14 protein-coding genes are annotated in these 12,054 nt (G+C 45.3%); 7 read left to right on the top strand and 7 right to left on the bottom strand.

Features of this window, described 5'->3' with window-relative positions; translation table 11 throughout:
- Window position 1: 1 nt before the first annotated feature.
- Entirely contained in the window at window positions 2-781 is a 780-nt protein-coding gene (locus OO016_RS06585) for a zinc ribbon domain-containing protein (protein WP_266011770.1), read from the top strand.
- Window positions 782-843: 62 nt separating this feature from the next.
- On the opposite strand, the gene OO016_RS06580 is transcribed toward OO016_RS06585, so the two are convergent.
- The gene (locus tag OO016_RS06580; RefSeq protein ID WP_266011769.1) at window positions 844-2,214 is read right to left on the bottom strand and encodes an FAD-dependent oxidoreductase; all 1,371 of its coding nucleotides are present in this window, start codon (window positions 2,212-2,214) and stop codon (window positions 844-846) included.
- A gap of 150 nt (window positions 2,215-2,364) precedes the next feature.
- Between OO016_RS06580 and OO016_RS06575 the strand changes: the two genes are divergently transcribed.
- Genes OO016_RS06575 through OO016_RS06560 form a run of 4 tightly spaced genes read left to right on the top strand, consistent with a single transcriptional unit; the run spans window position 2,365 to window position 6,001 of the window.
- Window positions 2,365-3,015 carry a flavin reductase family protein gene (locus tag OO016_RS06575; RefSeq protein ID WP_266011768.1) on the top strand — a complete coding sequence of 217 codons (651 nt, stop codon included), beginning with the start codon at window positions 2,365-2,367 and terminating at the stop codon, window positions 3,013-3,015.
- A complete protein-coding gene (locus tag OO016_RS06570) occupies window positions 2,996-3,142 on the top strand; it encodes a DUF2256 domain-containing protein (RefSeq protein WP_266011767.1) in 147 nt (48 codons plus the stop codon). Before OO016_RS06575 ends, OO016_RS06570 begins: the two co-directional genes overlap by 20 nt.
- Window positions 3,139-4,452 carry a DASH family cryptochrome gene (locus OO016_RS06565; protein ID WP_266011766.1) on the top strand — a complete coding sequence of 438 codons (1,314 nt, stop codon included), beginning with the start codon at window positions 3,139-3,141 and terminating at the stop codon, window positions 4,450-4,452. The genes OO016_RS06570 and OO016_RS06565 overlap by 4 nt, the downstream gene beginning before the upstream one ends.
- Before the next feature lie 10 nt (window positions 4,453-4,462).
- Window positions 4,463-6,001: a cryptochrome/photolyase family protein gene (locus tag OO016_RS06560; protein ID WP_266011765.1), complete on the top strand. Its 1,539-nt coding sequence runs from the start codon at window positions 4,463-4,465 to the stop codon at window positions 5,999-6,001.
- Between the two features lie 143 nt (window positions 6,002-6,144).
- Here the strand turns inward: OO016_RS06560 and OO016_RS06555 are convergent, their stop codons facing one another.
- Window positions 6,145-6,693, bottom strand: a complete 549-nt coding sequence (locus OO016_RS06555; protein ID WP_266011763.1) for a ClpP family protease — start codon at window positions 6,691-6,693, stop codon at window positions 6,145-6,147.
- A gap of 117 nt (window positions 6,694-6,810) precedes the next feature.
- Between OO016_RS06555 and OO016_RS06550 the strand changes: the two genes are divergently transcribed.
- Window positions 6,811-7,491 carry a hypothetical protein gene (locus tag OO016_RS06550; protein ID WP_266011761.1) on the top strand — a complete coding sequence of 227 codons (681 nt, stop codon included), beginning with the start codon at window positions 6,811-6,813 and terminating at the stop codon, window positions 7,489-7,491.
- A 7-nt stretch (window positions 7,492-7,498) separates the two neighbouring features.
- Here OO016_RS06550 and OO016_RS06545 read toward each other — a convergent pair whose 3' ends face one another.
- The 3 genes from OO016_RS06545 to OO016_RS06535 form a co-directional block, all read right to left on the bottom strand.
- Window positions 7,499-8,647: an MFS transporter gene (locus tag OO016_RS06545; protein ID WP_266011759.1), complete on the bottom strand. Its 1,149-nt coding sequence runs from the start codon at window positions 8,645-8,647 to the stop codon at window positions 7,499-7,501.
- A gap of 25 nt (window positions 8,648-8,672) precedes the next feature.
- Window positions 8,673-9,944: a kynureninase gene (gene kynU, locus OO016_RS06540; protein ID WP_266011979.1), complete on the bottom strand. Its 1,272-nt coding sequence runs from the start codon at window positions 9,942-9,944 to the stop codon at window positions 8,673-8,675.
- Window positions 9,945-10,012: 68 nt separating this feature from the next.
- A complete protein-coding gene (locus OO016_RS06535) occupies window positions 10,013-10,483 on the bottom strand; it encodes a GNAT family N-acetyltransferase (RefSeq protein WP_369413828.1) in 471 nt (156 codons plus the stop codon).
- Between the two features lie 58 nt (window positions 10,484-10,541).
- Here OO016_RS06535 and OO016_RS06530 point away from each other — a divergent pair, with 58 nt between their 5' ends.
- Entirely contained in the window at window positions 10,542-11,183 is a 642-nt protein-coding gene (locus OO016_RS06530) for an O-methyltransferase (protein ID WP_266011758.1), read from the top strand.
- Here the strand turns inward: OO016_RS06530 and OO016_RS06525 are convergent.
- Together OO016_RS06525 and OO016_RS06520 are read right to left on the bottom strand one after the other, a co-directional pair.
- The gene (locus OO016_RS06525; RefSeq protein ID WP_266011757.1) at window positions 11,161-11,721 is read right to left on the bottom strand and encodes a phosphatase PAP2 family protein; all 561 of its coding nucleotides are present in this window, start codon (window positions 11,719-11,721) and stop codon (window positions 11,161-11,163) included. The two genes, OO016_RS06530 and OO016_RS06525, sit on opposite strands and share 23 nt — an antisense overlap.
- An 8-nt stretch (window positions 11,722-11,729) precedes the next feature.
- Window positions 11,730-12,005, bottom strand: coding sequence for a Sec-independent protein translocase subunit TatA/TatB (locus tag OO016_RS06520; protein ID WP_266011977.1), 276 nt, complete (start codon window positions 12,003-12,005; stop codon window positions 11,730-11,732).
- Between the last annotated feature and the right edge of the window lie 49 nt (window positions 12,006-12,054).

Here is a 12,054-nt window from a genome sequence, read left to right as displayed (position 1 = left end):
TATGGCAACAAAGTCGGAAATCACGGTCGAGGACAAATTAAGAGCCCTTTACGATCTGCAACTCATAGATTCCAGAGTAGATGAAATCAGAAATGTCAGAGGAGAGCTTCCGCTGGAGGTTGAAGATCTTGAAGACGAGGTTCAGGGACTTAAAACCCGTATGGACAAACTTAAGACCGATGTAGAGACCATCAATTACGAAATCAGTGCCAAGAAGAACCTGATTGAAGAGGCCAAGACACTGATCAAAAAATATAGCGAACAACAGAAAAATGTTCGCAACAGCAGGGAGTTTAATTCCCTGGCCAAGGAAGTAGAGTATCAGGAACTTGAAATTCAGCTGGCTGAAAAGAACATCAAGGAATTCAAGGCCCAGATCGAGCAAAAGAAGGAGGTAATCGCTGAAACCAAGGAGCGTTTATCCGAGCGTGAAAGCCATCTGAAACACAAGAAAGGGGAACTGGATGCTATCCTGGCGGAAACCGAGAAAGAGGAAAAAGCGCTACTGGAGCAATCAGAAAGCTATCAGAATCAAATTGAAGAGCGATTGATCAAGGCTTACAAGCGTATCAGACAGAACGTAAAGAATGGGCTGGCAGTTGTGCCAATTGAAAGAGGAGCTTCCGGCGGATCTTTTTTCACCATTCCACCTCAGGTTCAGGTTGAAATTGCTTCCCGCAAAAAGATCATCACTGATGAACACAGCGGCAGGATCCTGGTAGATCCCGTATTGGCTGAGGAGGAACAGGAAAAAATGCAAAAACTATTTGCTAAACTTTAGTTTGAAACATCTTTTTAGCAAATGAGACCACCTGGAAACAGGTGGTTTTTTATTAGATGTGATCAGGAAATAATGGTGTGCTCCTTTACTTCGGACAATTGTTGCAAAATAAAGGATTCTACCTCTTCGCTATCCCATCTGTTTTCGATATCCGGGAGCTGCATGACGGCTTTCATAATGCTTTCCTGCATATCTCCAATGGCGAGAGCCTCTGCATAGGGCTGGTCTGAAAATGTAACCCTGGAATAGGCAGGGATCCAGAGTTCCGGATGCTTCCCGGCAAACCACTTTTCAATCTGTTTCTGAAGCAGAAAACGGGGGTCTGCCGTCTTACTGCTCATTTCGATGAAATTGCGGTAACTAAGCTCGGCGATTGCATCTGCGTTTGGCTTACGGGACTCCTGGTAATTCTTAAAAATAGCCTCCCAGTCATCCCCGTGTTTGTGCATTAGTTCGTTGAGCACATAAATGTCTTCAAACCCCGCATTCATGCCCTGTCCGAAAAAAGGAACTACCGCGTGGGCCGCATCGCCCACCAGGGCCACTTTGTTCCAGTAGGTCCATGGATAACACTTCATAGTGACCAGGGCGCTGGTAGGATTTTTAAAAAAATCTTCGGTCAGGTTTTCTATTTCATCGATTACGCTGGGGAAGTGTGTTTCAAAAAATTGCTGTGCCTGATTTTTTGTCTGTATATTTTCAAAGGAAACCTCCCCTTCAAAAGGCAAAAACAAGGTGCAGGTAAAACTGCCATCCAAATTGGGCATAGCAATAAACATAAAATTACCCCTTGGCCAGATATGGAAGGAATTCTTATCGAGTTTGTGGGTTCCTTTTTCAGTTGGCGGGATAGTGAGCTCCTTATAGCCAACATCGATAAAATCCTGCGAATAGTCAAACCGGCTCCTCCGTTGCATCTTATGCCGTATACGGGAAAATGCCCCATCACACCCAAAGATCAGATCGAAGTTGTAGGCCGTCCATTCACTTTTTTCAGATTCTCCGGTAAATAGACGGGCACCGGGAAGATCCACATCCCAGACTTTCTCATTAAATCGGAAAACCACGCCTTCAGCCTCTGCCAGGTCAATCATTTTTCGGTTGAGGACACCACGCGAAATAGACCAGATGGCCTCACCATCCTTGCCGTACTCCTGATAATACATAGGCTTGTCCTTAACATGAAGCGCCCTTCGGTAAAGCGGAATAGCTATTTCCTTTATTTGTTCTTCAATGCCAACTTCACGCAACGTTTTCCACCCCCGGTTACTCATTGCCAGGTTTATTGATCTGCCGGAAAAAGACACCAGCCTGATATCCGGACGCCGGTCAAATACCGTAACCTTGTGGCCTATTCTCCTCAGATAAATGGCGAGAAGAGAACCCACCAATCCTGAGCCTACAACCGCAATATCTTTCTTTGTTTGGACCATAAACAAGCTATACCGTACCTATAAAAACCTAAAAGTAAGGAATTCTGATCAGAGCTATTACCCCGGGAGTAATACAGCACTCAACCAAAATATCTCGCAACCAACTATTTTGTTTAATATTTACTTATTTTTGTTAAACGTAATATTGCTATGCTTATCACCCGGACTGATCTTGACAAAATGCCTTCCCGTCAGCGGGCCAGGCTAATGAACACCCTATCCGGTTACAAACCGGCCAACCTTATTGGAAGCATTTCAGATGAAGGGGTATCCAATCTCGCCATATTCAATTCTGTTATTCATATGGGCAGTAGTCCACCCTTGCTGGGTTTGCTATTCCGTCCCCTTACCGTGCGGAGGGACACCTACACCAACATCAAAACCAATGGCTGTTTCACTATAAATGCTGTTAACCTTCCCATATACAGGCAGGCACACCAGACAGCAGCAAAATATGAAGAGGAAGAGTCCGAATTTGACAAAACAGGGTTAAAGGAGAGATTTATAACCGGTTTTCCGGCCCCTTTTGTGGAAGAAAGCCCCATTCTTATTGGATGTCGGTATGCCAGTGAATATCCTATCAAAGAAAATGGAACCATCCTGCTGTTGGGAGCGATTGAAATAATTCAGGTAAAAGATAGCTTACTGCAGGCAGACGGGACCCTGGCCCTGGATAAGGAAGAGGTTATGGCAACTTCAGGCCTGGATGGATATGCCTTACCCAAAATAGTGGACCGCCTGAATTACGCACAACCCGGACAAGAACCAGGTTCTTTAAGCCATGGCACGCAAAAAAACTGACCTCCCGGTTAAGATCTGTCGGGTTTGCCAGCGACCTTTCCGGTGGAGAAAGAAATGGGAGAAAAATTGGGAAGAGGTACGATATTGCAGTGAACGCTGCAGAAGAAACAAGAATCAATTAACATGAGCGCCAATTACAGCAATACAGGATTAGTATGGTTCCGGAACGATCTTCGTGTCCATGACAATCTTTCCCTCTCCAGGGCTACAAAACATGACAATGTACTGGCAGTATACTTTTTTGACCCCAGGCATTATCAAAAAGGTCCCTTTGGATTCAGGAAAACAGAAAAATTCAGGGCGAAATTCCTGATAGAAACCATCACAGAATTGCGTAAAAATCTCGAGCACCTCGGCATACCGCTTTTGATATTTAACTGTGAGCCTGAAACCAAAATGAACGAAATTATTTGGGAATATGGGGTAAAGGCGGTGTATTTACAAAAGGAGTGGACTCAGGAAGAATCAGAAACCCTGGAAGCTGTAATCCAATCAGTTCCTACTGAAGTCTCTTTTGAGGAATCCTATGACCAGTTTCTTTTTCATCCCCAGGACATACCTTTTGAACAATTCCGCAATATCCCCAATGTCTTTACGAAGTTCCGGAAAGAATGCGAGAAGTACAGTTCTGTGAGGCCCTGCCTTCCGGTACCGGGGTCGTTAACCCAGCCAGCCACTCTAAAACAGCAAACCAGCATACCCACATTGGAAGATCTAGGCTTTCAATCCTTTGAAAGGGATCCCAGGTCTGCTTTTCCATTTTCAGGCGGAGAAGATCAGGCTAAACTTAGGGTTCAAAACTACTTTTGGGAAACCCGAAAGCTATCTTACTACAAGCATACCAGAAACGGCCTGGTGGGAAAGGACTACAGTTCAAAACTTTCACCCTGGCTGGCCAATGGAAGCACTTCACCCCGCTATATATACTGGGAAGTCAAAAAGTATGAAAAGGAAGTTGTGAAGAATCAGGATACTTACTGGTTGATTTTTGAACTAATCTGGCGCGATTACTTCAAATATGTATCCCTGAAATATGGAAACCACATCTTTAGGCAAAGTGGAATCCTGAACAAGGATTACAATTGGTACCGGGACGATGACATAAAGGAATCCTGGATAAACGGAACTACCCGTGAACCTTTTGTCAATGCCAATATGAAAGAGCTGGCCGCCACAGGATGGATGAGCAACCGGGGCAGGCAAAACGTAGCCAGCTACTGGGCCAAGGAACTGGAGCAGGACTGGCGCATTGGTGCAGCCTATTTTGAATCTATGCTCCTTGACTACGATGTGCACAGCAACTGGGGCAACTGGATGTACAACAGTGGTGTGGGAAATGATCCGAGGGATCGGAAATTCAACGTGCGATTACAGGCAGATCGATATGACGGTGACGGCAAATTTCAACGCCTGTGGTTGCAGGAAAGACTTTTTTAGATAGCAGATTATGACCACTAAAACCCTCAGGCTTATCCTCGGTGATCAGTTAAACAGCAAACATAGCTGGTTTGAACAGGTAGATCCTGATGTAATATACCTTATGGCCGAAATGCGACAGGAGACGGACTATGTAAAGCATCACATCCAGAAAGTAGTAGCCTTTTTCCTCTCTATGCGGAACTTTGCAGATGGTTTAAAGCGTCAAGGACACCAGGTAACCTACTTTAAAATAGGCAATCCCGATAACCCTCACGAACTGGGAAGCCTGATACAACAAACAATTGAAAAAACGAAAGCGGGAAAATTCGAATACCTCCTCCCGGATGAATTCCGTCTTGATAAGCAACTGAAGTCGATTGCCGAAAACTTATCCATTCCCTCTGAGTCCTGTGATACCGAACATTTCTTCACCAGCCGCAAAGAACTTCAGGTATTTTTCAAGGGTAAAAAGCAATTGATCATGGAAAGTTTTTATCGTATGATGCGAAAAAAACACCATATCCTGATGAACGGAGAACAACCCGAGGGAGGCAAATGGAACTACGACCTAAGCAATCGGAAAAAATGGAAAGGGAAGCCCCCTGTGCCCGGGGAAAAACAATTTGGGCACGATGTAAAAAAGTTATTGGCTGAAATTGAAAAAGCAGAGGTCCAAACATTCGGGGAAATCAAAGCCGATCAGTTCCGCTGGCCCTGCGATCGTGAAGAAAGCCTGAGCCTGCTTGTATACTTCTGCGACAACCTCCTGTATTATTTTGGCGACTACCAGGACGCCATGCATACGGACGAAAAATTCCTTTTTCATTCCCGGCTCTCCTTTGCCATGAACAGCAAAATGCTATCGCCCAATGAAGTTATCGATGCTGTAACGAATCGATATTATGAAGACCCGGATACACTGGATATTTCACAGGTGGAAGGTTTTGTGAGACAAATCCTAGGCTGGAGGGAGTACATGCGTGGAATCTATTGGAAGGAAATGCCTGCCTATGCAAAAAAGAATGCATTGAATAACCATAACCCGCTCCCGGAATTCTTCTGGACGGGCAATACGCGGATGAATTGTGTTAAGGCCTCCATTGGACAAAGCCTGGAAGAAGCCTACGCCCATCATATCCAGCGGTTGATGGTGATCGGTAACCTGGCCCTACTCCTGCAGATAGACCCTAATTGGGTCGATGCCTGGTACCTCGGAGTCTATATTGATGCCATCGAATGGGTAGAAATGCCCAATACAAGGGGAATGAGCCAGTTTGCGGACGGAGGCATCGTTGCCACTAAACCCTACATCAGCAGTGCTAATTACATCAACAAAATGGGTAATTATTGCTCAGGATGCCATTATGACCACAAACAAAAAACCGGGGAAAAAGCCTGTCCGTTCAATGCGCTTTACTGGAACTTTCTTGAGGAAAAGCAATCCTATTTCCGGAATAACCGACGGATGTCCATGATGCTAAACCTGTTGGATAAAAAATCACCGGAGGAATTAGCTGCGCTCAAAGCCAGGGCGCAGCAGATATTACAGGATCCTGATCTTTTTTAAAGAAAATTTAGCCTCCTCCGCTCATCCACAGCCCACTCTCAGGCGTATATAAGGAAAGTATCATCCGCTTCGGCGCCTATATATATCAAAAAAGTCCTTTACTGATCAGTAAAGGACTTTGTCTTTTTTTGAAGGTTTGCAACCTATTCCTGTATACCGTCTACAATACCATATTCTACAGACTCTTCGGCACTCATCCAGTAATCACGGTTAAAGTCTTTCATGATCTTTTCGAAGGTTTGTCCGCAATTCTCTGCCAGAATCTGTGCACCTATTTCCTTTGTCTTTATGATCTCCCGTGCCTGTATCTCGATATTGGATGCCTGACCTCTTGCCCCGCCGCTGGGCTGGTGTATCATCACCCTTGCATGTGGTTGAATAAAGCGCCTGCCTTTCTTTCCTACAGATAGCAAGATGGATCCCATTGATGCCGCCAGTCCGGTACAAATTGTAGACACCGGGCTTTTCAGTGATTTAATGGTATCATATATGGCAAATCCAGAAGTTACATAACCCCCCGGACTATTGATATAGAGCTGTATTTCCTCATTATTCTGCATATCCAGATAGAGCAGACGATCAATAACATGCTTGGCAGAATCATCATCTACCATTCCCCAAAGGAATACTTTGCGCTCAGACAATAACTTTTCATCTATGAGTTCCTGTACTTTCCCTTTTTTTGATTTCATTCGACCTTAAAATTAAAGTTCAAAAGTAATGATTTTATCGCGATAAGTAGTCAATATTCGGTGAGGTTTGAGAACCTTTGGATGAGGAATTCCTTGTATCTTTGAAAAAAGATGAAAATGAAACAAATCATACTTGCCTCAGCAATAATATGTCTGATTTTTACCGCTTGTAAAACCGACAAAAAAGCCGAACCGATTCAGGAAGAAGTACAACAAACCATTCTTGAAAAGGTAGCCTATGCCCATGGTTATGAAAATTGGAAGGATATCGCGTCCCTGAAATTTACATTTAATGTGGATCGGGATACCATGCATTTTGAAAGGGACTGGTTGTGGAATGTCAGCACAAATGAAGTAACCGGAACCTCTTTAGGGGAGTCACTAACCTACCTACGTTCAGAGATAGACAGTGTCGCAGCGAGGACTGATGCAGCCTTTATTAACGACAAATACTGGATGCTTGCCCCATACAACCTCATCTGGGACAAAGAGAGTTTCACCTATCAGCATGATACCCTGGTGGAAGCGCCTATCAGCAAGCAGAGCATGCACAAGCTAACCATTGCATATGGTTCTGAGGGTGGATATACCCCTGGGGATGCTTATGATTTCTATTTTGGTGACGATTACACAGTCCGTGAATGGGTGTTCCGAAAATCAAACCAGGCAGAACCTTCTGTAGTAACTACCTGGGAAGATTACAAGGATGTGCAGGGCCTGAAAATAGCCACCATGCACAAAAACGCCGAGGGAACTTTTAGTATTTCATTTACGGGGCTGGAAGCCTTAAAAAGATAAGAGCTGATTATTTCTTCCTCCTTCTTAACAGGAAAGAAGCCAGCAACACCAGCACCGTGCACAGCAAAAGAACAGCAAAGGTCCAGCTCAGGCTTGAGGCTTCTGCGATAAATCCGAGGATCACAGGGCCCACCAGAAACCCCGAATAGCCGGTGCCTGCAATAAATGCAACCCCCTGAGAGGATTCTACTCCCTTAATGTTACCTCCTATGCGGAATAGTTCGGGCACGATGACGGAAAAGCCCAGTCCCGTAAGGGCAAAACCGCCTACAGCCATAAAAATGTTTGCCGTAAGGACCATTACAAAGCCGAGTATGGCAAGGGTTGCTCCCAGGGCAACTATTTTGGCCGATCCGATCCGGGCACTAATGGCGTCTCCCAGAAAGCGCCCGAGGGTCATCATAAACTGGAAACCCAGAAAACCAGCGCCCCATATGGCCTCGGGAGCCATGCTAACTTCCTTAAGGAATAAACCACTCCAATCCACAATTGCTCCTTCGCTTCCCATGATCACAAAAGATACCAGTCCGAGCAACAAAAGGGGCTTGAAATTTCTGAAACTAAAGGGTTCCTTTTCTATGGGTGCTGCGACAATTCTTCTATACCGGCCGTAAAAGGCCAGGTTAACCGAGAATACCAGTAGAATGGCCATCAGCATATGCAAGACCCTATTTTCAAGGATGGGGATCAGGAAACTGCCCAGCCCAGCCAGTACGCCTCCCAGGCTAAAAAATCCGTGGGCAGCCGACATAAAATTTTGCTTATCCTCTTTCTCGATCTCAGTTACCAGGGTATTCATGGAGATGTCCGTAAATCCATTTGTAGCACCAAACAGGAACAGCGCAATGGCCAGTGTGATAAAACTCGGCGCCAGCACGGGCAATATTGCAGTAGCGCAAATCAATAAAACGCCAATCCAGGTAGACCTGCCCACACCTAGCCGGTTAATGATCCTTGAAGCCACAGGGAAAATAGTAAATACACCAAGGGAAAGGAAAAAAATAGCAATCCCAAGGGTAGCTTTATCTATCTGAAGCGATTCCTTCACAAGGGGGATGTAGATAGCCCAGGTGCCAAAAAGTATGTTCAGGCTGGCAAAAACCCAGGCAGGGGCGAAATAACGGGGATTGGATAGGATGAGTCGAAGTGATTTCATGCAGCCTTGTTAACTTTAATTGGTATCAGTAGTTGCGCTCTATCCCTGCTTTAAGAACCTGGCCAAAGGCATACATATCTTCGTAGCTACAATACAGGGGTGCCGGGGCCAGCCGGATCACATTGGGCTCCCTCCAGTCTACTATTACCCCCTCTTTCATCAGGTAATCAAAGAGCGACCTGCCTTCCCCGTGCAGAAATACCGATAACTGGCAACCCCGAGCTTCCGGGGTTATGATCTCGAACCGACTCTCAACCTGCCTGTCAATCTCATGCAGTATAAATTCAAGGTAGGCTACAATCTTATTCCGTTTTTCAATAATTGCCTTCATACCTACTTCCTCAAATATTTCCAATGAAGCCAAATAAGGGGCCAGGGCAAGGACAGGAGGGTTGCTCAATTGCCAGGCATCGGCGGTAGCAATTGGCTCAAAAGTTGGTTTCATTAAAAAACGTGACTCCTTGCGGGTTCCCCACCACCCCTCAAAACGGGGTATATCTTCACGGTCCAGGTATTGCTCATGAATAAAAATACCGGAAGCGTTCCCGGGTCCGCTGTTCATGTATTTATAGCTGCACCAGGAAGCAAAATCGACACCCCAGTCGTGCAAATGCAGCTCCACATTACCAACGGCATGCGCCAGGTCCCACCCAACAAAGGCACCCGCTTTTTTAGCTGCCGCCGTTATAGCTTCCATATCAAAAACCTGTCCGTTATAGTAATTAACTCCGCCTATCAGCACAAGGGCAAGGGAATCTCCCAATTCCTCTATTTTGTCAATTATATCCCCGGTATGCCAATGATGTTCTCCTTCCCGCTTTTTTACTTCCACCAGGGCCTCGTCAGGATCCAGCCCGTGAAACCTCAACTGGCTTTGAAGCATATACTGGTCTGAGGGAAAGGCCTTTTCCTCACACAGGATCTTATAGCGCTTTTCAGTAGGCCTGAAGAAACTTACCATGAGGAGGTGCAGATTTACAGTAAGCGTATTCATCACCGAGATCTCCTCAGGCTTTGCACCCACCACCCTGGAAAGGGGTTCTGCAAGACGTTCATGATAGTCCCACCAGGGCTTTTCCGCATAAAAATGACCTTCCACTGCCAGTTCACGCCAATCCTTCATTATATCATCAACAAACTGCTGGGTTCGCCTTGGCTGCAAGCCAAGGGAATTTCCGGTAAAGTAGATCACCTGCTTATCACCTACCCTTGGAAAATGGAAAGCCTTTCTATATTCACGGAGGGGGTCAGCGGCATCGAGCTGTCTGGCAAAGGACAAGGAATTTTCAAAGGAAATATCGGCTACACTCAAATTGAATCTTGATTTAAAGGAAAGTATACTCCCTGGTTGAGGAACAAAAATAACTATTTCTCCCTCAAACGCATTTCAACAATATGCTTTTGGAAGCCTGCCTTTTCATAGGCCTTAATGGCTGGGATATTTTCATCATAGACTGTGAGGCGGAGTTCGGTTAGCCCCTGTTTGTTAACCCACATTTTAAGTGCATCAAGGATCATGAAATTCACCCCTTTTCCTCGGTACTCGGGAACGGTATACATAAAACCCAGGTATGCATATTCCTCGTGATCCAGATAATGCCGGGCTTTCCTCGCCATTCCATAGCCCGAGCTAATGAGTTTTCCCTTATATTCGGCAACATATATCCCGATTTGTTTATCCTTTATCAGTTTCTCCAGATCGTAATAATGCAAAGGGGAAGGCCTTATTGTAGGATCAAAAGGGCGTTCAGCTTCTATGAGCTCCTGTTCAAATCTCAACAGGTCCTTCAGGTCCTTTAGGCTCGCTTCCCTTACTATAACTTTATCCAGTTCCATCTGAAATTGCTTGTTCCCAAGGTAGTATTTAAATATTTATTTTTACAAAAAACCAATCATGCATTTCCTGTCTGATGCCCTTCAAAACTATATCGCGGATCATTCCGAAACCGAACCCGAATTGTTGCGGGCACTAACCCGGGAGACCCACTTGAAAGTTATACAGCCTAGGATGATTACCGGCCATTACCAGGGCCGGGTTCTGAGTATGCTTTCCAAACTCATCAGGCCAAAGCATATCCTGGAAATAGGAACGTATACAGGATATTCCGCGCTTTGCCTGGCTGAAGGCCTGCATCCTGAAGGGCAATTGCATACCATCGAGATAAATGAGGAGTTAGAGGATATCCAGCGGCGCTATTTTGATCAAAGCCCCTATGGGGGCAAGATTATACCTCATATTGGGAATGCGCTGGAACTGGTTCCCAAAATGGACCTCAAGTTTGACCTGGTCTTTATTGATGCCGGAAAAACAGATTATGATGCACATTTCGAAAATGCCATAAAAAAAGTGAGATCTGGCGGGATTATCCTGTCAGACAACGTACTCTGGTCTGGAAAAGTAGTTGACAAAGCCCCGGCTTCTGATAAGGCTACAATAGCCTTGCAGGCATATAATCAAAAATTGGTAAGGGATCCCAGGGTAGAAACCGTTATCCTTCCCGTGCGCGACGGGCTTACGCTGAGTAGGGTACGATAAAACGCCTGCAGAGCCAATAGGCTCCAAAAGCCAGCAAAGTCCCTACAAGAGCACCTGCCAACAAGTCTGACGGGAAGTGTACACCCACGTAAATCCGACTAAAAGAGAAAAGCAGGGGCCAGATAAAGAGTAAACTCAACCAGCCCTTGTTTTTTCGCAGAAAAAGAAACACCAGGGTGGTTACAGCAAATGAAGTAGACGCATGCCCTGAAAAGAAACTGAATCCCTGGGGGTGTTTTAAGACCCGTAACAGGTCTTTGATCTGCTGATCATTATTGGGGCGAAGGCGCTCAAAAAAATCCTTGGAAAAATCAGTCAAAAGGTGTGTAATAAGCAGCACTACCAATACAGTAAGGGAAATTAGCAAACCTTCCCTCCTGCGGTGCTGCATCATAATGAGGACAAAGAACAGCACAAAGAGAGGCGTCCAGGTGGCGATATCAGTTGCCAGGGACCAGAATGCATCATAGGTATCCGAACCCAGGCCATTTAAAAAAATGAGGGCTCTCCTATCCCAATCCAATAAAACTTCTAGCATGTTGCCGATTATTTCCGCTTAATCGTTCCACTCACATCGGTTACATTCCGCTTTACCTCATCAATTTCATTTTTGATGTCTTCGGCAAAGCTAGTATCAATCCCCTGTTTCTCGGCGCTCCTTTGAATTTCCTGTTTGATGTCCTCCGTAGCATCCTTCAGCTGGCGCATACCCTTGCCCAGGCTTTTTGCAATACCGGGAAGTTTGTCAGCGCCAAAGACCATCACTACTATAAACAGGATGAAGAAGATCTCGGCCCCACTGATAAATAAAGCTATGGACATCATGAGTACAAATATACGCAGAATTGCATGCGAAATAAAAAGTCCTGCC

The sequence above is a fragment of the Lentiprolixibacter aurantiacus genome, from assembly GCF_026241225.1.
GTDB lineage: Bacteria > Bacteroidota > Bacteroidia > Flavobacteriales > Flavobacteriaceae > Lentiprolixibacter > Lentiprolixibacter aurantiacus.
The sequence above is the reverse complement of the archived record's forward strand: the minus strand, read 5'-3'. Positions and strand labels throughout refer to the sequence as shown.